Origin of the sequence: Sphingobacterium lactis (assembly GCF_011046555.1) — a bacterium.
Classification (GTDB): Bacteria; Bacteroidota; Bacteroidia; order Sphingobacteriales; family Sphingobacteriaceae; genus Sphingobacterium; species Sphingobacterium lactis.
The window spans coordinates 2,598,349-2,617,816 of the sequence record NZ_CP049246.1 but is presented as its reverse complement, the minus strand read 5'-3'; the positions used below and the strand labels follow the sequence as shown (position 1 = coordinate 2,617,816).

The following is a 19,468-nucleotide window of genomic DNA, read 5'->3' as shown; positions in this document are numbered from 1 at the left end:
TATCAGCGTGATGGAAAAGGAATTTATTTCAGGAAGAGGGGCTCAGGGGAATGTGGACAATGTATTTTCCAAGATTACCTACAGTCAGGAGCATATCGAAGGAGTTGATGATTGGGAAGTTGAGTCTCCCAACACGAAATTTACGATCGTTCATCCAAAAACGATCGTCAATAAAGTGAGCAGTCCAGATGTGGGGATGGAGTATTCCGCTAACCCCTATCAAGGCTGCGAGCATGGATGCATCTATTGCTATGCCCGCAACAGCCACCAGTATTGGGGTTTTAGTGCGGGCCTGGACTTCGAGACCAAGATTCTGGTCAAGTCCAATAGCGCCAAATTATTCAAGGAATTCATTACCAAGAAGAATTGGACGGGCACACCGATCAACTTTTCCGGCAACACCGATTGCTACCAGCCCTTGGAGCGTAAATTTAAGCTCACCCAAGCCATGCTCAAGATTGCACTGGAATATGGTCAGCCAATCGGTATTATCACCAAAAACAGCCTCGTTTTACGTGATCTGGAAATTCTGAAGCAGCTGGCCCAGAAAAATCTCGTCACCGTATATATATCCATCAACTCGTTGACCAAGGAAACGCGAGCCAAGCTGGAACCCCGGACAGCTACGGCGGCTCAGCGCTTAAAAGTTATCGAAACGCTATCCAATAATGGCATTCCCGTAGGGATTATGTGTGCACCCATTATCCCAGGTTTGACAGACCATGAAATCCCGAATGTACTGAAGGCTGCTGCAACAGCAGGAGCACGATGGGCTGGCTACACCGTAGTGCGCCTGAATGGGGAAATAGGCAAGATTTTCGAGGAATGGTTGCACAAAGCTTATCCCGATCGTGCCAATAAAATATGGCATAGTATACAGAGTTGCCATCAGGGTAAGGTGAATGATAGCGAATTTGGGAATAGAATGCGGGGATCCGGACAGCTTGCGGAAATGATCAGAGATTCTTTCCGACTACACTGCAAACTCAATAAGCTAAACGTTGAACACTTTCAATTTAATTTATCGCATTTCAATAAAAATAAATCAAATCAGCTTAATTTATTTATGTAAAATTAATGTTAACAAATGTTAAAATTAATTTAAACGGATAACATACTATCCTCTTGGCACCACCTTTGGAAGGATATCAACAATAAACTATTAAAAACACTAAAATAATTAAGCTATGAAAAACACATTGAAATTATTGAGCCTATTATTCGTGGTTATGTTTACGGTATCTTCTTGTTCTAAAGATGATGATCCTGTGGATAATGATCTTTTTGTTGGAACCTATGAAGGTACAACCAGTTACACCGGTTCTGGATCGGATGTGGACTTAGGTGATGGTAAAGTTACTGTAGTCAAAATCGGTGGAAGCAATTACTCCTTCAAATTTGACAGAGGTATTCCTGACTTAAATAATGTAACGATGACAAAAGGCGACAATAACACGCTTTTCTTTGAAGACGGTGTTATTGGATATGTCCGTATTACTGAGGGTAAATTGACTATGGCTTATGCTAAAGACAATCAAACTTGGACTGCTGACGCAGATAGATAAGAATCAGTTGATATATACAGTCGATTAATTTAACTTAAAAAGGGTTGTTCCAAATGGAGCAACCCTTTTTCGTATATTTCTTTATTTTAAATCTATACCTGCAACAGTAAAGTAGCTTTAAATAAATTGCTGTTGCTGTTCAGGAATAGGTTATATCTCCCAAAATAACTAAAATCCAATCTTGCCCTCGCCTGATCCATTAAATCAGTGTCCGATTGATCTGCCAGATGATGGTTGACGCGATTACTCACCTCCAAACTGATTGTTCTTCCCAGAACTTTAACCTTGACCTTCACCGGATAATTTTCCATCCCATTATAACCATTGATACAGGCATTCTGCACGATGGGCAATAGCACCAGCGCTTTTATAGGTACAGGATCAGCAGCATCAGCCACGAAGGTATACGTCATGTTGCCGAAGCTCGATTTATAACCTTCAAGGTAGATCTTTAAAATGTCGATCTCATCAGCGATACTCCATTCCTGGTTGAGGTTCAAGGACGCCAATCGATCCGACTGCTCCAAATTCAGGACGTCCTGAGCAACTAAGGGAATCAGTTGTTGTGATTTTTCAAAGGAGGAATTGGCTCGTTCAAATAGTGCCGCTAAACGCTCTTCCTCACTAATTTTCGGTTTTCTTTTCCACCAAGGCATGCTGTCCTATTTTCGTTTTATTCTCCAGACCACTTACACCTCCGGACACCACCAATTTCATTGCATCGGTCGCGGAAAGGTTCAACTTCTTTACTTTCGATGACTCCACGACAACAACCTGACCTGCTACCGAATAAGAATACGGAAAATAGACCACGACCTCCCCTTCCAGCCCGATTGCGGAAAGATCCTTTTGTGTCAGGAAGCCGATCTTCTTCAGTCCAAAATCATTTACCGTCACGAGAACAGGTTCATTGAACTTCTTGGCATCGCCAACAAAAGCCTCCGTAAAATCCTTGATCGAAGAATAAAGTGTGTTAAAAAGCGGAATTTTAGCAATGGTTCTATTCAGCCAACTGCGGATCGGCGCGGTAACAAATGTCGTGAAGATCAATCCGATCAAGGTCAACAGGAGAATGACCGAAAGGATCCCCAATCCCGGGATGTACAGCGGATGCCCCTGTTCATCTTCCAAGAAATGCTCGGTGATATTGAGCGCCCCATCCAGTGTAGCCACCAACCAAACGATAACGAAAATCGCACCCGCCACAGGCGCAACGACCAATGTCCCCTTGATCAGGTAATAGAAGAATTTTTGGAAAAACTTAGTTAGCATTTTTATTCGTAATAATAAACTCTTTTCACTCGACTGGATATATTCACCAAAAGCTCATACGGTATCGTGCCGATATCTTTTGCCGCTTGCATCAGATCGGGGAATACCAAAACCTCATCGCCGACCTGTACATTCACGTCGGTGACATCCAGCATGCACATATCCATGCAAATATTGCCAATTGTTGCGACAAATTGCGAACCGATCTGCATTTTTCCGATACCATTTCCAAAACGGCGTAGATATCCATCTGCATAACCTATCTTGACGGTTGCTATTTTGCTGTCCCTTTTCAATACACCCTTACGGTCGTAACCAACGGTCTCTCCCGCAGGGAGCTCCTTAATCTGCGTCACGGTCGTCTTCAATCGGCTGACCTCCTCCAGATTTCCCATCGTATGGTCCATATCCACCCCATACAGGCCAATCCCCAACCTGACCATATCCAGGTGGGCCTGTGGCCAGCGGACAATCGCAGAAGTATTGGCGACATGACGGATAAAAGTGTACCCGATGCCTTCCGCCAATTGGGTTGCTGCTTCCTCATACTGTTGGATTTGCATCCGCGTAAAATCATCCTGACTCGGATCCCCCGAAGCAACCAGGTGCGTAAAGAAAGACTGTACCCGGACTTCCGGATTGGCATTGATGACGTCAATGGCCGCACTGATTTCCGAAGGAAAGAATCCCAACCGGTGCATACCAGTATCAAGTTTCAGATGGATGGGAAAATCACGTCGATTCTCCTCCTTTAGAAAGGTGATGAATTCATTCAGGAACGCCATGCTGTATACTTCCGGCTCCAAATTGTATTTCAATAAAGACCGGAAGGTCTCGCGATCGGGACTCAAGACCATGATCGGCAGGGAAATACCCGCAGCACGAAGTTCAACGCCTTCATCAGCAAAGGCAACGGTAAGGTAGTCCACCTTTGAAAATTGCAACAGATTGGCCACTTCAAAACTACCACTACCATAAGAAAAGGCCTTTACCATGGCCATTAATTTAACCTGATTGGGCAGTAACGACCGGTAGGCCATGAGATTATTCGAGATCGCATTCAGGTTGATTTCCATGACTGTTCCGTGCGAACGCAAGGTCAAGCGTTGTACGATACGTTCAAATTGGAATACCCGCGCGCCCTTGATCAGGATACTCTCCTCAGCAAAGCGGAGGTCCGAAAGTGCTTTCAAAAGTTCCTCCGTATCGGTAAACACCAACTTATTTGCTATCGCCAACCGATCCAACCAGGCATATTGCTTGCCTACCCAGATCAGTCTGTTGATCCCGTTGGTGTTCAGAAGATCCACCAGCTTGTGCTGAAATTTATCATTTTCCGTGAGTCCTTCCATTTCCGAGAGGATCAACGTTTTATTCTCGTGTTGATTCTGTTGTTGCAGAAATTCCAGGGAAATCCGCAAGGAGGCCAGGTCATTGGAGTAGGAATCATCAATGATCGAGGTGTTATTGATGCCCTTCTTCAACTGCAGGCGCATCTCCAAAGGTTTTAAACCGGTAATCCGTTCAACGATCACATCACTTCCGTAACCCAAATACCAGAGCACGGAAATACATGTCAATATATTTTCCAAGGATGCTTTATCCGTAAACGGTACGGAACAGGTCTTATCTTCCTCCCCGATGCGGAGATGTAATGTGGTACTGTTTATATGGATAACCGTTTCAACCAATTGGATATCGTCCGTTGCATCCCTTCCCCAGCGCATCCAATCGGCATCAGCGGGAACCAAGCTATCATCAATATAGGCTGGATTTGCAATCAATGCCTCCACGCCTGTAAATAATTTCAGTTTCTCCGTCAATTTCTGCGTCTTGGAGTCAAAATGTTGGGCATGCGCCAGACCAATATTCGTCAGTACACCAATAGTGGGTTTGATCATCTTTTCCAATCGGTCCATCTCTCCGGGTTCACTAATTCCAGCCTCGATAATGGCCAGGTCATAATGTGCATTGAGATTCCATAGGGATAGTGCCACGCCCAATTGGGAGTTGTAGCTCTTGGGGCTTTGGTAAACTTTTCTATCAGGCGACAGGAGTTGGAACAACCAGGCCTTTACAATGGACTTGCCATTGCTCCCCGTTATACCGATAATGGGAAAGGAGAATTGTGCGCGATGGAAAGCCACGATGGTCTGCATCGCTGCCAACGGATCGTCAACCTGAATGACATTTACATCGTCTTTATCAGTAAAAAATGGAACAGCTTCGGAAACGATAAAATTTCGCACCCCCTTTTGGTAGGCATCCGGAATAAACTGGTGCCCATCCCGGGCAGCCTGCAGTGCAAAAAAAAGTGATTCGGCAGGGTTGGCAATTTTGCGGCTGTCGTATACTAATTCATTGATTTCGTTTGCATTATTGTTATTCTTCAGCAGCTTCTGTTCGAGGATGGTGCTAATAATTTCAATAGTATACATAGTGATGTAAATATGGAACGAATTTCATCATTTTTTTTAAAAGTTCATCATTTTTTGAACATTTGCAGTATGGAAGAGTTCGAAAAAAGACAAAAGAAATACACTCCCCAGGAAGGGAAGCGCAAAGCGGAAGCCTATTGTGCTTACCAAGAGCGGTCCCAACAGGAAGTGCGGGATAAGCTGTTCAGCTGGGGGCTCTATCCTTCCGATGTCGAACAGATCATTTCCTACCTGCTGGAGGAGAATTTCCTCAATGAAGAACGTTTTGCCAAGGCCTATGTGCTCGGCAAATTCCGGATCAAGGGCTGGGGCCGCATCAAGATCACACAGGGCTTAAAAATAAAGCAGGTTTCCCCTCCCCTGATCAAGATCGCCCTGAAAGAGATCGACCCAAATGATTATTTCGAACGTTTGGTCGGTATCCTGACCAAAAAATCAACCTTGTTAAAGGAAACGGATCCATTTAAACGGAGGAATAAGCTCTATCAATATGCACTATCCCGGGGTTTTGAAAGCAATTTAATCTTGGAAATCCTGAAAGACAATAGTTTGGAATCGTAGGGCAATTATTTTAAAAAAAATACTTCGTGAATTCAATTTTCTCTCTATATTTGCACCACGTCAAGCGAAAGTAGCTCAGTTGGTAGAGCACAACCTTGCCAAGGTTGGGGTCGCGAGTTCGAATCTCGTCTTTCGCTCAGTTGCCTAGGTGGTGGAACTGGTAGACACGCAGGACTTAAAATCCTGTTCCTGTTAAAGGAGTGCGGGTTCGATTCCCGCCCTAGGTACTTGAAAAGCTCGTCTTCGACGAGCTTTTGTATTTAGTAGGTAGTAGTTAGTAGTTAGACCTATGGCGGGTTTTTAACTTCTAATACTGAGATATGAGTAAAAATTCCCAACTATATTCACTACCTTTTTATATCTCTAAGATTGTTTCCATAAATTCATCTACTTCAAAATCATCATTTTTACTGTCATATATAAGGAGACCATCTTTATCTAAAACAACTATACGTGGAATTTCAATGATATTTAATTCTACTACCAAAGGATTTCTTCCTGCTAAACCATCGCAGAAATTATCCCATGTGATGTTATGCTGTTCTACTGCTTTTTTCCATGAGTTTATATTTCGATCTAAAGAAATTGAGAGAATATTGATGCGATCTCTGTATCGTTCATTTAATTGATGTAAAACTGGTAACTTTTCGATGCAGGGTATACACCAACTAGCCCAGAAGTCTATAATTGTAACTTTACCTTTATATTTATCAGCATTAATTATGTGACCATTAATATCTCTACCGGAAAATTCTTCCAAAACATTTTGGCTTATATTATTTTGTAATAATCTTTTTTGTACAATCATTCCACTTTGACTCGCTTTTAATGAAATGGACAAAACATTAAATTGATCACTTATATAGTCCAAACTCATATTGCTGTGAAACATTTCATTGATTAATAATAATGAAGCATAGGCATTTGGATTATTTTTTATAAACATCTCTTTTTCATAATTCATCGTTGAGTTAAGTGAATCGTATCTTAATCTGAAGTCGTTATATTTACTTCCTTCATCTTTATATTTCGACAGACTATCAGCCAGGTTATTTATAAGGGCTGCATAAGGACGCCTAATCTCACCACTCCGCTTATAGAGGCTATTTTCTATTCCACCATCCACTTTTCCTCTGTATAAACTGGATAATTCACCTGTAATCGAAATAGTCCCTTTTTCAAGGATGAAAACTAAGTATTGATTCGTTTCCTGAGGAACTTTAATTGCACATTGCATGTTTTCTGAAATATTTCCCTTGAATTCAAAATAACCATTATTGGACATACATGAGTCCAAAACCAAATCCTTGTCTTTCAGAAAATAAAAAGCTCCTAAATCTACCAAATAGACCATTTTATTATCAAGGTTTTCTATATGACCTTGAATATGATAAGGTTTAACCGGTTGACCGTGGGTGAGCTGTAGGCAAAAAACAAATAAAAATAAAATAATAAGCTTCATAATGATTTATAGTTTCTTTTACGGACTGCTGCTGACTTTAGACCATATTCAAATAGTACATCTTTAAGGGTTAGCATGGATGGACTCTCCAAATGATCATCCATAGAATCTTCAACAACTAAGCCATCCCTTATCCCCTATTATCGCAACAGCTTTTCAATTTCAGGAGAACTTGGCCGAGGGGCATCACTATGGATTATTTTGCCCTCCTTATCCATAATGAAATACCTGGGAATGGTTCCGAGTTTATACTTGTTCAATAAACTAGATTCTTTTTGGTTTAATACTAAATAACTATCTGTTACGCTTAATTTCTCTTCGTTATTTGCTTTTAACCAATCGTTCTGAACCTTATCGATGGAAATATATACAAAAGCTACTTTATCATTATCCATTCTTTTTTTCAAGGCGTGACTAGATGGGAACTCAGCTCGGCAGGGCATGCACCAACTTGCCCAGAAATCGATGTAAACCATCTTTCCTTTGTATTTTGCAAGTAAATCCGCAAGTGAAATGGTTTCGCCATTTGGCTGCAAAAACTGATCTGCAGCCGTTGTTGTTGTCTGGTAGGTATCTTGATATCTTGAGGTTAGTAAAGTATGGTAGGTCTTATCTGCAAAATGATCATGCAACTTGGCAACATCCGATTTAGCTTTTTCGGCATCTAAAGTGGGAAGCGTTTGATTTGCAAATTTATAAAGCACATAGTCTTTACTAGCACCCGTAAAATTGGCATCGGCAACCTTTATTATATTATCAATCGACTTATCCTCTTTCAACGAATTGTCCATTTGCTTCCATAATAATCCTCTGTAATTATAAATCTCTAAATTTTCATCAATATTTATTTTATCCTTTATATCAATTGGATCAGTTTTTATATTTTTAGTTAACGACAATTTTAGATAACTGTATTCAGCTTCCTTTTTTATCCATTCCGCATACTCTTGGCTCAACTCGCCTTTACCCACCAAACTATCCACATAATTCACCGTCGAATTATACTGGTCTTCAGGCGTACCTTTTCTTTTAAATAAGTATTCAAAAATGCTAAGGCTCTTATCTGACAATTCTGTAGCCAAATTCAACTCACGTTCGGTATACTTTTTATTATTTAAGACTTTTATATATGGGAGGTTGTTCTTAGATGAAATAATCAGACTATCCCCGGGACTTATTGGATAGAGAACATCAGTAGGAATAGGAAAATATTTTAAATTGGAAAATTTATCAAAAAAATAGGCTTTGAAATTTTCTTGTGGCTTAACAGACTCCTGATTTAATTGAACAGATAGAATATCTAATCGAAAATCGGCACCAGGCTCAAACTTTACATATATACTATCCACAGTATCTTTCTGCTCATTTTTTAAAAGATCATCTTGAGACGAACGCTGACTGTTTTTTTTATCTTTCCCATTACCACAAGCGATAAAAATCATTAGCAAGATTAAAATTTCAAACTTCAATTTCATACCAATTAAATTAAAAATATAAATGAATCGTTTTAGATAGATGGTTTGCTAAGCATGATAATGCATACACCGTTTCATCCCCCTAATCAATACACCTACAAGTCAATGCCTTAGTATTATCGAAGCTTCAAAACCTTAATTAAACCTACGAAATAAATTTGAATTATATACTGATTAATATTTTTAAATATCCCTAAACACCCCAAAAACTCTATAAAATCCAAAATATGCTGAAATCCCTCATTTTATGGAGCAAACCTAGCCAAATCTCTATTTTTTAGTGAATTACCAAAACCACCCAAAACAACTTGTAAAAAACTGAATTTCAGTGTTTTAAAATGAGTTTTCAGTAAAAACCAACAATACTTGCCAACTTTTCACTAGGGATGTCCAATCCTAAAAAAGCTATACACAAAAACAAAGTGTATGGAAACAATAGAAAGAGAGTTTGAGTTCGCTGAGCGGACCAGTAAGAAGCAGCCATTCGACAAGCGTTTGATCCTCCACATGCTGGATCAGATCGAACTTGGGGTCCCCCGCCGGGACCTGATGGAACAGTACGGTGTCTCCGAAGTGAGCCTGATCCGCTGGATGAAGAAGTTCGGGCGACAGCCCATTGGGGCAAAGCGGTATACCACCGAGCTGAAGCGTTCAGTGATCAGGGCGGTCCAGGACGGGATGAGCGCCTACCGGGCGGGGAACACCTTTGATATCTCCTGCGGTACGGTCTCCAGATGGGTCAGGGAATATAAGGGGAAAAATACCGAACTTAGTTCCCCAGAACCCGATGATATGGCCAACAAGAAACCCGTAGACCCCAAAGAGGCAGAGATCCTGGCCCTGAAGAAGGCCCTGGAATATGCAAACCTGAAGATCAGGGCATTGGATACCATGATCGATATTGCCGAGGAACAGCTCAAGATCGACATCAGAAAAAAGTCTGGTGCCAAGCGGTCGTAAAGATCAAACAGGAATCCCCAGCAATGGGGATCCGTTTGATCTGCGGACTGTTTGGCAAAACAAGGCATGCGTACTATGACCGCCAGTGGCGGGTGCAGGATGTCGGACTGAAGGACGAGATCATCCTGCAGCACGTGCTGCGGATACGCAGCGAACAGAAGAGGATCGGTACCCGGAAGCTGCTCCATATGCTCGCCGGCCCCCTGCAGGAACATGGGATCAGGATCGGCCGCGACTATCTCTTCGCCCTGATGAGGGAGCATTCCCTACAGATCAGGGTCAGGAAGAGGAAGGCGGTCACCACCGATTCGCGGCACTGGATGAAGAAGTACAGAAACCTGATAAAGGAACTTGCGGTCGAGCGCCCCGAGCAGGTCTGGGTAAGCGACATCACCTATGTACAGCTCAACCGGCGCTGGGGATATCTGAGCCTGGTCACCGATGCCTATTCCAGAAAGATAGTGGGCTGGGCGTTCAGGGGCGACCTCTCGGCACAGGGATGTATCGATGCCCTGCAGATGGCACTGCAGCAGAGGCAGTATCCGGGAAAGGGACTCATACACCACTCCGATCGGGGTTCGCAGTACTGTAGCAAAGGCTATGTGGATATCCTACGCACCAACGGGATCGGGGTCAGCATGACCGAGAACGGGGATCCCTATGAGAATGCGATAGCCGAACGGGTGAACGGCATACTGAAGGCGGAGTTTGACCTCTACGCATCACAGAGTGGCCTGAGGGAGACCACAAGAAAGATCAGGGAGAACATCAGGGTATACAACAACCTAAGGCCCCACGCGAGCTGTGATTACCTCACACCTGAACAGGCACATATGAGGTCAGGTGCGCTGAGAAAGAGATGGAGACCGAAAAAATATCCAATAGTGCAGAAAGAGTTTGTATAGTACATATAGTATTACCAAATTTGCCTGTATAATCAATTCAGAATTAATCCAATAATTTGTATAGCTATATAAGGACAAGACAGGACCTTGTCTGAGGTGAGAGCGTGGTGAGAGCGTACTGAGAGCGTGGTGAGACCGTGTCTATAGGCACGCTCTCACCACGGTAGAACTCCGCACGCACCACGGACGCACCTCAGACAAGGTCTAGCCCCATCCAACGCAGTATGTTACCATCTTTAATTGCGGATATACTAAGGAAGTGGCCTGAATTATAAATATATCATCAGGCGTCAGCGTGTTGGCAATAAAACTAATTGAATTAAACAGGAGAAATATTCACGATTTCGTAAAATATGTTGATTCCAGGATTTTCGGACCCCATCTTGGTAGATTGATATTTGAAAGTAAGAAAGAATTTCCGTACTTAAAAAAATTAGCACAGATTTAACATTCACTCTGCAAATTCTAAGTGTTAAGCGTGTTATTCACAGCATCCATCTATTTCATCCCTCGGAATCCTATTTCTAAAGAAAAAATTCTAATTTAAATCAATGTTTGCGTGTAGCAAAAAGATAGCTTAAAACGTTATCCAATAAAACCATTAATTATGATAAAACGAACCCTACCCCTCTTTATTGCCTGTCTGGCATTAATTGGCTGTGATAAAGATGACACCAAGAATGTATCGCCCTGTGATTTAGCAATGAAAGAACTTTTTAAGGATGACTTACAATGTACCATTGACGGTGAAACGGGCTATAATTTGTCAAAATCCAACTATGAAGGAAAAACCATCTATTACCCGACGCCAATTTCAGGTTGTGAAAATTGCTTACATGAACCTCCTAAATTTGGCTATACCTGTGAAAAGGAGAAAATTGAAATCGAGGATTATAGGAAGCTCACCGCGGTAGCACTGGTTTACGACAGCTGTAAAAAAGCTTTTGTGGATTAGACTTGAAGGGCGAATTTTCGTTTCGACTGAAATATTAGCTGGTGGATACCATTCTTTAATCCTACAGCAGACAGAACCGGGAATGGATTTGCAAATAAATCTACTCCATTCCCATACACAGAATTGATTTCTATCCCTTATCTTTAAGGAATGGAAGAGAATGCAACAATACCCCAATTAAGTCCAGAAGAAATTCGCGTATTAGGTTCGCTCATTGAGAAATCAAAGACGACACCTGAAAATTATCCTTTAACATTGAATGCCCTGCAAACGGCCTGCAATCAAAAGAGCTCGCGGAAGCCTGTTGTGCAGTATGATGAAGAAACCATCGTGCATGTCATTGATAGCTTGAAGAAGAAAGGGTTTGTATCCACCGTGGTTGGCGGAGGCAGTCGGGTGATGAAGTATAAGCATAATCTGGCGATTCAGTTCCCTTTGCTACCACAGGAAACAGCCATTCTCTGCTTGTTATTTCTGCGCGGTCCGTTGACGGCTGGTGAGATCAACAGCAACTCCGGGAGGCTCTATGAGTTTGAGGATCTGGATGAAGTGCAAACATTGATGAATAAATTGAGTTCGGAAGAACCTGTTTATATTAAACAGCTCCCTAAGCAGGTGGGTCAGAAAGAAAGCCGCTACATCCATCTTTTCGGAGAATTTGATGAAGAAGCTTACCAAGAGTCCACTACGGGTTCCGAAGGCCAATCCACGGAGCGAAGCTCCCGGGTAAAGGAATTGGAAGACCGGGTACAGGTATTAGAGGAGCAATTGCTCCAACTCCGGACGGAATTTGACAAGTTGATGCAGGATCTAACCTAGTAAATGCAGAATCGTATGAAAAAAATATTCGCTCCCCTCCTGCTGAGCCTGTGCGCACTTTCGTTACATGGCCAGACCTTTGAAACGTTAGTCGAAGGTCAAAAAGCAAGTTTTCGGGGTTTAGAGACCTATAAGAACAAGGTGGTTTGGGTTAGTGGCAGCAGTGGCACTGTCGGCAAATCCCTGGATGCTGGAAAAACCTGGACCTGGGTATCGCCCAAAGGCTATGAAAAGCTTGATTTCCGGGATATCGAGGTTTTCAGCGCTAAGGAAGCGGTAATTGTGAGCGCGGGCACGCCTGCAGTGATCTTGCATACCAAGGATGGTGGAAACACATGGAAAGAAGTCTATAGAAATGAGGATCCGGCAATTTTCCTGGACGGCATGGATTTTCAAGGGAAAATTGGTTATGTTTTGGGTGACCCCATTGCCGGCGCCTTCCGCTTGTTGAAATCAACCGATCGCGGGCAGTCTTGGACAGACGTATCCGACGTGATCCATCTGTTCGCCGAATCTGGAGAAGCAGCCTTTGCCGCTAGCGGTTCTTCCCTGCAGGTCATCAACGATTGGCTGTATATAGGATCTGGAGGTGCGTATTCGAGCCTGTTGAAAAGAAATGAAAAAGAAAGTCGATTGGATGTAGTGGATGTACCTATCTGGTCGGGGTCGGAAGGAACGGGAATCTTTTCGATTGATTTCCTGAATGCACGCGTCGGCGTGGTCGTCGGTGGAAACTACATGTCGGACAAGGACAATTCCAACAACATCCTGTTGACGGACAATGCAGGACTATCATGGAATAAACCAACGACACCGGTTTTTGGGTATCGCTCTAGCGTTAAATACATAACACCGGAACGTTTGCTCGCTACCGGGACATCCGGTTCCGATATCTCGGAAGATGGCGGTAAGAATTGGCGGAATTTCTCGACGGAAAGTTTTAACGTCATTGCCAAATCAAAGGATGGCAAACAGATCTATTTTGCGGGATCCAATGGTAATATTGTCCGTTTGGTTCGCTAAATGGAATAAAGAGAAAGGCTGCCTGCATGATGCAGACAGCCTTTACTAGCAATAGATATGCTGATTAACCAACCGGCTCAAGGTATTGCGCGTAGCAATAGCCCTCTTCACCGTCTTTCGTTCTCACCAACCACCACTGGTCATTGGCGCGACTGATTAAAGTAATGATCTCATCTTTCGCCGCTTTACCTACAATAGGCTGATCGGTTCCAGGACCTTTTCTGATATTCAGGTTGCTGCTTTCGGTAATCACCTTAACTTGCTGACCTGTTACCGAAGTGGAAACATCCACATTCATGACCACATCTCCGGAAAGGAAGTTCGGATCAATCTGGTTGTAGATATCCCATAATTTATTCTTCACATCTGCATTTGGTGCTGTGCCTTGGATATGCAACACTCCTTCTTGCTCAGCAATCGCTAAATCGGACATGCCAGAAGCTTTTGCCGTATCGATTAGAACTTGATATTTTCCTTGTAAACTCATTTGCTAATTATTTAATGATTAAACCACTCATGTCCACTTTTTTCGGATTCAAAGCGTCCAATCCCATTTTCAATGCTTGTACACGTGCTTGCTCCAACTCGCCTGTTACCGTGATCACGCCATCAACAACAGCTGTCTTAACGGATGGGAAATCTTTTGTGAATTCGGATACTTTTGCCGTAAGATCAGCATCGTTGGTATTGATCTCTACCGGAGGCGCCGTATTCACGACAATGTTGTTCACGACCGATTTAACACCTTTGCTATCGGCTGCTTTAACTGCATTTTCGATCTGCAGTTTTTCATCGTCTGATGCCACAGTACCATTCAAGGTCACTACCCCATCTTTCACATCGACGGTTACATTTGGGTTTGCCGTGATCGCTGTTTCAACTTTCGCTTTTAAGTCAGCATCAGAGATCTTCGACTTACAGGCAATAGTTCCAGTCATCAAGACACCGGATACTAGTGCAATACTTAGGATTCTTTTTAAATTCATAAAACGTATGTTTATGTGGTAAATAATACTTAAATCTAAACAAAAAAAAGTGGAAATAGTTTCCGCTAACAATTTTTTAATATAGCTGTAGATAGCATTCGATAAGGTTACCGGTTATCGATATCGAATAAAATCACCCTTTATTGCATTTATTATGATACAATAAAAGAGGCGATACATTTAATATATCGCCCCAACACGAATAAAATGATATGTACTAAAAACTCGCAAAAGATTTTTCGTTTGAAAATGCGCTGTAGATTTTAGCAGGTACCGCAGAAAAATTGGACGACGATAAAAAACACAGTAAGCATATAGATTTATATAATTGGTTATTAAATAGCTGGTTATACACTACGAATATATTTATTTTCTATGTAGAAAATAAAATCTGGCCGAATTTCCACTATTCAAATCCTGAAAAAGTTGCAGGTTGTTGTTATGCAATAGCTACTATATTGATCTGTTTCCCGTTAAAGGTTATTTCAGTATTGATTTCTTTGCCCATCAAGGCCTTTCCGATTGGGGATTCCTTGGAAACAACCATAATGGTCCGATCGGCTATTTTCAATGGGCCTAGAGAAACGGCAATGAAATAATCGAATTGATCTGTAAGGACGATGGCGCCGGGAATGACTTTAGTGGTTGTCTCCTGGTTCAGGGATTCCAGGACGGCTATATCCTGATCGGCAAGCATCAATTGCTGTTGCAGGCGATTGAGCTCCTGCTGGGCCATCTCGCGGGATGTTTCGTATTTATCCCCCATGCTGCTTTTTGTATCGTTCAGTATGCTATCCTGCGCAATGGACATGGCAGCCTTCACCTCATTTCTTTTATTTTCAATTTTCTGCTTGCACAGTGTCACTAATTCCGCTTTGTCCCATGTAGTCATCCTGCAAAAATAACGATGTACGCGTAATTTTCAGCATAACCACAAAAAAAGCGGCCCCTTTTGGGAGCCGCCTTATCTTTTCCGAACGGAAAGATGGATTAGTTTTCTAAAGCTTCTTTCACGTTTTGCGCTTTACGCTTTGCATCTTCGGATAATTCCTTAGTTTTTGCATCTACTTTATCTACCGTGTTATCGATAGCTTCGCCAGTTTTTTGTCCAGCTTCTTTCGTTGCATCAACAGCGTTATTTACACCAGTTTCGATGGAATGACCAGCTGCTTTAGCTGCATCTTTCGTTTTTTCCCAAGCAGCGTTTGCATCATCAAGTGCTTTTTGTGCAGCTTCCTGTGCTTTCTTATCACCACTCTTGATTGCAGCATCTAAATCAGCCTGAGCTTGTTTTGCTTTCAATTCAGCAGCTGAAAGTTCAGCATTAACATCTGCTTTCAATTCATCAGTTGTTTGATCTGCAGATTCGATAGCATGGTCTAAGTGCTCTCCGGCAGTTGTATCACCATCATGGTTCTTGTCCGTTGAGTTTGTGTTATTACATGCTGAGAACGTCAATGCACATGCAACAGCAGCTAATACAGCGATTTTTTTCATTTCTATTTTTATTAGTTTATAAATTAATATTTACTTGAACCTTAAATACAATATTTATACCAATTAAGAATTTATTTTTCAATTTTTCAACTGTCTTCTCTATTTTTCTTTGTTTCGCATACACTTTCTTCTACGTGGATCAAACGCTCCTCCAGTTGCTTTAAAATTTTAAGGTGTGCAACCTGCGCATCAAAAAGCTGTTGGATTTGCTGTTCCAGCAGCATATCGATTTTTTTGTGTAGACTACGGATTTCCAATTCTGCCTTTAGGTTAACCAAATAGTCGTTCTCGGATTGCTTTCGATCCTTTTCTTCTTGCCGGTTTTGACTCATCATGATAAATGGGGCCTGAAGGGCCGCAACGCAGGATAGGACCAAGTTCATAAGGATAAACGGATATGGATCGAATCGATCGGCTTGGAGAGCCATTGTATTGAAAAGCACCCATATGATGAGTATGGCTGAAAATAAAATGATAAACTTCCAGCTCCCTCCAAATCGGGCAACCCTATCCGACAGCCTATCTGCCGGAGTGAGAATTTCCTTTGCTGGATGCACGAGATGGTCAACGATCAACTGTTCTTCCTCAAAACTCTTTTGCACGATGTCATGGAGCTTTTTGATATTTTCATCACCTTGATTGATCAACTCCCTAATTTCGCGATTGCCAATGGTTGCTTTCATGATCGTTCCCTGTTGTATAAGGGTGAAACAATCCATCATTAAAAACGTTTTCCCCAAAAACAGGAATAGCTTCCGGGGATCCGAAAGCTATTCCTGAAAAGATCTTCAGCTTTTCTTATTTTGGATAGACAGTTCCTTTGGCTGCTTCCAATGTATTTTTCAAAAGTCCAACGATGGTCATTAACCCTACGCCGCCCGGTACGGGTGTAATCCAGGAAGCCTTTTGTGCGACGTTTTCGAAATCCACGTCACCATATAGTTTAAATCCACTCTTTGTTTCTGAGGAATTCTCCCTGTTGATACCCACATCGATCACAATCGCGCCATCCTTCACCATATCGGCAGTAACGAAATTTTTCTTACCAATGGCCGCCACCACGATATCCCCCTGTAGCACTTCCTCTTTCAGATTTTTGGTGCGGCTATGGGTCAACGTTACGGTACAGTTTCCTGGGTTCGAATTTCTCGCCAAAAGGATACTCATTGGCGATCCGACGATATTGCTACGGCCAACGATTACCGCTTTTTTACCCGCTGTATCGATTCCATAATGTTCCAACATCAACATGATGCCATACGGTGTCGCTGGAATGAAACAAGGCAGATTGCGCTGCATGCGGCCTAGATTAATGGGATGGAAACCATCCACATCTTTTTTATAGTCGATAGCTTCAGTTACTTTTTCTGGATCGATATGCTTCGGCAATGGCAGTTGGACGATAAGTCCATCAATGTTCGGATCGCCATTGATTTCTGCAATTTTCTTCAACAGTTCCTCTTCGGTTACATCGGCATCATAGCGAATATTCGTTGACTCGAAACCCACCTGCTCGCAATTACGCATCTTGCTGGCTACATAGGTTTCACTACCACCGTCATTGCCCACAAGAATAGCGACCAAATGAGGCTTGCGACCCAATTGTTTGGTCAGTTCTGCCGCTTCCCGGGTGATGTCTTCTTTAACTTTGGAGGATACTTCTTTTCCGTCAAGTAACTTCATGATATATTATTATTCTTAGGTTGATGTATTAATCTAATTTCAGAACAGCCATGAATGCCGATTGTGGAATCTCTACGTTTCCGACCTGGCGCATACGCTTCTTACCTTTTTTCTGTTTTTCCAATAATTTACGCTTACGGGAAATATCACCACCGTAACATTTCGCCGTTACATCCTTCCGCAATGCTGAAATCGTTTCCCGTGCAATGATCTTTGCACCGATCGATGCTTGGATACGGATCTCAAACTGTTGACGCGGCAACAGCTCCTTTAACTTCTCACAAATCTTCTTACCGAAGTCATAGGCATTCGTTCTGTGGATCAGGGATGATAACGCATCTACTGGTTCATCGTTCAAGCGGATATCCAATTTCACCAAATCAGATGTTCTGTAGCCGACCTGATGGTAATCAAAGGAAGCATATCCTTTGGAAATGGTCTTCAATTTATCGTAGAAATCAAATACGATCTCCCCCATTGGCATTTCGAATACCAACTCCACACGGTCGGAAGTCAAGTACGATTGGTTTACGATCGTGCCTCGTTTTTGGATACACAAGGACATAACCGGACCGACGAACTCAGCCTTGGTGATAATATTTGCTTTGATATATGGTTCTTCAATGCTATCTAATTTACTTGGATCGGGAAGATCGGACGGGTTGTGTACAACCACTTCTTCATTATCCTTGGTAAGATATGCCTTGTATGATACGTTGGGTACCGTGGTGATCACGGTCATATCGAATTCGCGTTCGAGACGTTCCTGGATAATCTCCATGTGTAACATACCCAAGAATCCACAACGGAAACCGAAACCTAACGCTGCGGAGGATTCTGGTTCGAAGACCAACGATGCATCGTTCAACTGCAAGCGGTGCATGGATTCCCGCAACTCTTCGTAATCTTCGGTATCCACCGGATAGATCCCCGCAAATACCATCGGTTTCACCTCTTCGAAACCCTGAATGGCACTGGCACATGGGCGGTCCTTATGGGTAATGGTATCACCAACTTTTACTTCTCTTGCTTCTTTGATACCGGAAATGATATAGCCTACGTCACCTGTTTTGATCACATCCTTTGCAACCTGGTTCAGTTTCAAGGTACCTACTTCATCCGCAAAATATTCTTTGCCTGTTGCCACGAATTTTACGCGGTCCCCTTTTCGGATCTCTCCATTCTCGACTTTGAAATACGCCATGATGCCTCGGAAGGAGTTGAACACCGAGTCAAAGATCAAAGCCTGTAGCGGTGCCGTCGGGTCACCGACAGGAGCTGGAATACGATCGATAATCGCGCTCAAGATTTCCGGGATCCCCATTCCGGTCTTACCGGAAGCAGGAATGATATCTTCGCGTTTTCCGCCGATCAGATCCACTATCTGGTCTTTCACTTCCTCAGGCATAGCGCCCGGAAGGTCCATTTTATTGAGGATCGGAATAATTTCGAGGTCATGTTCCAGGGCAAGGTACAAGTTGGAAATGGTCTGCGCCTGAATTCCCTGGGAAGCATCGACGATCAAAAGCGCACCTTCACAGGCCGCGATCGAGCGCGAAACTTCATATGAAAAATCTACGTGTCCTGGTGTATCGATCAGATTGAGAACATAGGTCTGTCCGTCCAAGGTGTATTCCATCTGAATGGCATGGCTCTTAATCGTAATCCCTCTCTCCCGTTCCAGATCCATATTATCCAACAATTGGGCCTGAGCCTCACGTTGGCTAATGGTATTGGTATATTCTAACAATCTATCGGCCAAGGTACTTTTACCGTGGTCAATATGTGCGATGATACAAAAATTGCGTATATGCTTCATATAGGTTATTATGCCTTCAAATTAATTCGCAAATATACTTTATTTAAG

Annotated in this window: 20 protein-coding genes and 2 tRNA genes; 10 read left to right on the top strand and 12 right to left on the bottom strand. The window is 42.6% G+C overall.

Annotated elements, in window-relative coordinates; translation table 11 throughout:
* Window positions 1-10: 10 nt before the first annotated feature.
* Window positions 11-1,072 (top strand): PA0069 family radical SAM protein, encoded by a 1,062-nt coding sequence (locus G6N79_RS11380; RefSeq protein WP_103906433.1) that lies wholly within the window; start codon window positions 11-13, stop codon window positions 1,070-1,072.
* A 115-nt stretch (window positions 1,073-1,187) separates the two neighbouring features.
* A complete protein-coding gene (locus tag G6N79_RS11375; RefSeq protein WP_103906434.1) occupies window positions 1,188-1,565 on the top strand; it encodes a hypothetical protein in 378 nt (125 codons plus the stop codon).
* 92 nt (window positions 1,566-1,657) lie between these two features.
* Here the strand turns inward: G6N79_RS11375 and G6N79_RS11370 are convergent, their stop codons facing one another.
* The 3 genes from G6N79_RS11370 to G6N79_RS11360 are packed head-to-tail and all read right to left on the bottom strand — an operon-like array spanning window position 1,658 to window position 5,275.
* A complete protein-coding gene (locus tag G6N79_RS11370; protein ID WP_103906435.1) occupies window positions 1,658-2,221 on the bottom strand; it encodes a sensor histidine kinase in 564 nt (187 codons plus the stop codon).
* Window positions 2,190-2,837: a DUF502 domain-containing protein gene (locus G6N79_RS11365; RefSeq protein WP_103906436.1), complete on the bottom strand. Its 648-nt coding sequence runs from the start codon at window positions 2,835-2,837 to the stop codon at window positions 2,190-2,192. The genes G6N79_RS11370 and G6N79_RS11365 overlap by 32 nt, the downstream gene beginning before the upstream one ends.
* 2 nt (window positions 2,838-2,839) lie before the next feature.
* Window positions 2,840-5,275, bottom strand: a complete 2,436-nt coding sequence (locus tag G6N79_RS11360; protein ID WP_103906437.1) for a bifunctional UDP-N-acetylmuramoyl-tripeptide:D-alanyl-D-alanine ligase/alanine racemase — start codon at window positions 5,273-5,275, stop codon at window positions 2,840-2,842.
* 69 nt (window positions 5,276-5,344) lie between these two features.
* Between G6N79_RS11360 and G6N79_RS11355 the strand changes: the two genes are divergently transcribed.
* From G6N79_RS11355 to G6N79_RS11345, 3 genes are all read left to right on the top strand, one after another.
* Complete coding sequence (locus G6N79_RS11355) at window positions 5,345-5,836, top strand: regulatory protein RecX (RefSeq protein WP_103906438.1); 492 nt, start codon at window positions 5,345-5,347, stop codon at window positions 5,834-5,836.
* Window positions 5,837-5,900: 64 nt separating this feature from the next.
* Window positions 5,901-5,973 (top strand) — tRNA-Gly (locus tag G6N79_RS11350).
* Window positions 5,974-5,978: 5 nt separating this feature from the next.
* A tRNA-Leu gene (locus G6N79_RS11345) sits at window positions 5,979-6,063 on the top strand.
* 128 nt (window positions 6,064-6,191) lie between these two features.
* Here G6N79_RS11345 and G6N79_RS11340 read toward each other — a convergent pair.
* Window positions 6,192-7,298, bottom strand: coding sequence for a TlpA disulfide reductase family protein (locus G6N79_RS11340; RefSeq protein ID WP_103906439.1), 1,107 nt, complete (start codon window positions 7,296-7,298; stop codon window positions 6,192-6,194).
* A 140-nt stretch (window positions 7,299-7,438) separates the two neighbouring features.
* Window positions 7,439-8,773, bottom strand: a complete 1,335-nt coding sequence (locus tag G6N79_RS11335; protein WP_103906440.1) for a TlpA family protein disulfide reductase — start codon at window positions 8,771-8,773, stop codon at window positions 7,439-7,441.
* Window positions 8,774-9,199: 426 nt separating this feature from the next.
* On the opposite strand from G6N79_RS11335, the gene G6N79_RS17560 reads away from it, so the two are divergent.
* The 5 genes from G6N79_RS17560 (at window position 9,200) to G6N79_RS11310 (ending at window position 13,435) form a co-directional block, all read left to right on the top strand.
* Window positions 9,200-9,733 (top strand): transposase, encoded by a 534-nt coding sequence (locus G6N79_RS17560; protein WP_146060690.1) that lies wholly within the window; start codon window positions 9,200-9,202, stop codon window positions 9,731-9,733.
* A gap of 23 nt (window positions 9,734-9,756) precedes the next feature.
* Complete coding sequence (locus G6N79_RS11325) at window positions 9,757-10,638, top strand: IS3 family transposase (protein WP_103908025.1); 882 nt, start codon at window positions 9,757-9,759, stop codon at window positions 10,636-10,638.
* A 607-nt stretch (window positions 10,639-11,245) separates the two neighbouring features.
* A complete protein-coding gene (locus tag G6N79_RS11320) occupies window positions 11,246-11,593 on the top strand; it encodes a hypothetical protein (RefSeq protein ID WP_146060665.1) in 348 nt (115 codons plus the stop codon).
* Window positions 11,594-11,743: 150 nt separating this feature from the next.
* A complete protein-coding gene (locus G6N79_RS11315) occupies window positions 11,744-12,412 on the top strand; it encodes a YceH family protein (RefSeq protein WP_103907530.1) in 669 nt (222 codons plus the stop codon).
* A 15-nt stretch (window positions 12,413-12,427) separates the two neighbouring features.
* Window positions 12,428-13,435 carry a YCF48-related protein gene (locus G6N79_RS11310; RefSeq protein WP_103907613.1) on the top strand — a complete coding sequence of 336 codons (1,008 nt, stop codon included), beginning with the start codon at window positions 12,428-12,430 and terminating at the stop codon, window positions 13,433-13,435.
* A gap of 64 nt (window positions 13,436-13,499) precedes the next feature.
* Here G6N79_RS11310 and G6N79_RS11305 read toward each other — a convergent pair whose 3' ends face one another.
* The 7 genes from G6N79_RS11305 to lepA all read right to left on the bottom strand — a co-directional run bounded on the left by G6N79_RS11305 (window position 13,500) and on the right by lepA (window position 19,420).
* Window positions 13,500-13,922, bottom strand: coding sequence for an SH3 domain-containing protein (locus G6N79_RS11305; RefSeq protein WP_103907531.1), 423 nt, complete (start codon window positions 13,920-13,922; stop codon window positions 13,500-13,502).
* A 7-nt stretch (window positions 13,923-13,929) separates the two neighbouring features.
* Window positions 13,930-14,421: a BON domain-containing protein gene (locus G6N79_RS11300; protein ID WP_103907532.1), complete on the bottom strand. Its 492-nt coding sequence runs from the start codon at window positions 14,419-14,421 to the stop codon at window positions 13,930-13,932.
* Between the two features lie 439 nt (window positions 14,422-14,860).
* Window positions 14,861-15,313, bottom strand: coding sequence for a hypothetical protein (locus tag G6N79_RS11295; protein WP_103907533.1), 453 nt, complete (start codon window positions 15,311-15,313; stop codon window positions 14,861-14,863).
* Window positions 15,314-15,411: 98 nt separating this feature from the next.
* Entirely contained in the window at window positions 15,412-15,918 is a 507-nt protein-coding gene (locus tag G6N79_RS11290; protein WP_103907534.1) for a hypothetical protein, read from the bottom strand.
* Between the two features lie 86 nt (window positions 15,919-16,004).
* A complete protein-coding gene (locus tag G6N79_RS11285; protein ID WP_234993259.1) occupies window positions 16,005-16,640 on the bottom strand; it encodes a DUF1003 domain-containing protein in 636 nt (211 codons plus the stop codon).
* 76 nt (window positions 16,641-16,716) lie between these two features.
* Window positions 16,717-17,601 carry a bifunctional 5,10-methylenetetrahydrofolate dehydrogenase/5,10-methenyltetrahydrofolate cyclohydrolase gene (locus tag G6N79_RS11280; RefSeq protein ID WP_103907535.1) on the bottom strand — a complete coding sequence of 295 codons (885 nt, stop codon included), beginning with the start codon at window positions 17,599-17,601 and terminating at the stop codon, window positions 16,717-16,719.
* A 28-nt stretch (window positions 17,602-17,629) separates the two neighbouring features.
* On the bottom strand, window positions 17,630-19,420 hold the full coding sequence (gene lepA, locus G6N79_RS11275; RefSeq protein WP_103907536.1) for a translation elongation factor 4: 1,791 nt from the start codon (window positions 19,418-19,420) through the stop codon (window positions 17,630-17,632).
* Window positions 19,421-19,468: the final 48 nt, after the last annotated feature.

Bases quoted from the DNA above. Each gene is read 5' to 3' on its own strand.
- G6N79_RS11280 (WP_103907535.1), bottom strand. From the start codon at position 17,601: ATGAAGTTACTTGACGGAAAAGAAGTATCCTCCAAAGTTAAAGAAGAC.
- G6N79_RS11325 (WP_103908025.1), top strand. From the start codon at position 9,757: ATGGGGATCCGTTTGATCTGCGGACTGTTTGGCAAAACAAGGCATGCG.
- G6N79_RS11315 (WP_103907530.1), top strand. From the start codon at position 11,744: ATGGAAGAGAATGCAACAATACCCCAATTAAGTCCAGAAGAAATTCGC.
- G6N79_RS11290 (WP_103907534.1), bottom strand. From the start codon at position 15,918: ATGAAAAAAATCGCTGTATTAGCTGCTGTTGCATGTGCATTGACGTTC.
- G6N79_RS11335 (WP_103906440.1), bottom strand. From the start codon at position 8,773: ATGAAATTGAAGTTTGAAATTTTAATCTTGCTAATGATTTTTATCGCT.
- G6N79_RS11305 (WP_103907531.1), bottom strand. From the start codon at position 13,922: ATGAGTTTACAAGGAAAATATCAAGTTCTAATCGATACGGCAAAAGCT.
- G6N79_RS11340 (WP_103906439.1), bottom strand. From the start codon at position 7,298: ATGAAGCTTATTATTTTATTTTTATTTGTTTTTTGCCTACAGCTCACC.
- lepA (WP_103907536.1), bottom strand. From the start codon at position 19,420: ATGAAGCATATACGCAATTTTTGTATCATCGCACATATTGACCACGGT.
- G6N79_RS17560 (WP_146060690.1), top strand. From the start codon at position 9,200: ATGGAAACAATAGAAAGAGAGTTTGAGTTCGCTGAGCGGACCAGTAAG.
- G6N79_RS11365 (WP_103906436.1), bottom strand. From the start codon at position 2,837: ATGCTAACTAAGTTTTTCCAAAAATTCTTCTATTACCTGATCAAGGGG.
- G6N79_RS11360 (WP_103906437.1), bottom strand. From the start codon at position 5,275: ATGTATACTATTGAAATTATTAGCACCATCCTCGAACAGAAGCTGCTG.
- G6N79_RS11295 (WP_103907533.1), bottom strand. From the start codon at position 15,313: ATGACTACATGGGACAAAGCGGAATTAGTGACACTGTGCAAGCAGAAA.
- G6N79_RS11300 (WP_103907532.1), bottom strand. From the start codon at position 14,421: ATGAATTTAAAAAGAATCCTAAGTATTGCACTAGTATCCGGTGTCTTG.
- G6N79_RS11380 (WP_103906433.1), top strand. From the start codon at position 11: ATGGAAAAGGAATTTATTTCAGGAAGAGGGGCTCAGGGGAATGTGGAC.
- G6N79_RS11310 (WP_103907613.1), top strand. From the start codon at position 12,428: ATGAAAAAAATATTCGCTCCCCTCCTGCTGAGCCTGTGCGCACTTTCG.
- G6N79_RS11285 (WP_234993259.1), bottom strand. From the start codon at position 16,640: ATGATGGATTGTTTCACCCTTATACAACAGGGAACGATCATGAAAGCA.
- G6N79_RS11355 (WP_103906438.1), top strand. From the start codon at position 5,345: ATGGAAGAGTTCGAAAAAAGACAAAAGAAATACACTCCCCAGGAAGGG.
- G6N79_RS11370 (WP_103906435.1), bottom strand. From the start codon at position 2,221: ATGCCTTGGTGGAAAAGAAAACCGAAAATTAGTGAGGAAGAGCGTTTA.
- G6N79_RS11375 (WP_103906434.1), top strand. From the start codon at position 1,188: ATGAAAAACACATTGAAATTATTGAGCCTATTATTCGTGGTTATGTTT.
- G6N79_RS11320 (WP_146060665.1), top strand. From the start codon at position 11,246: ATGATAAAACGAACCCTACCCCTCTTTATTGCCTGTCTGGCATTAATT.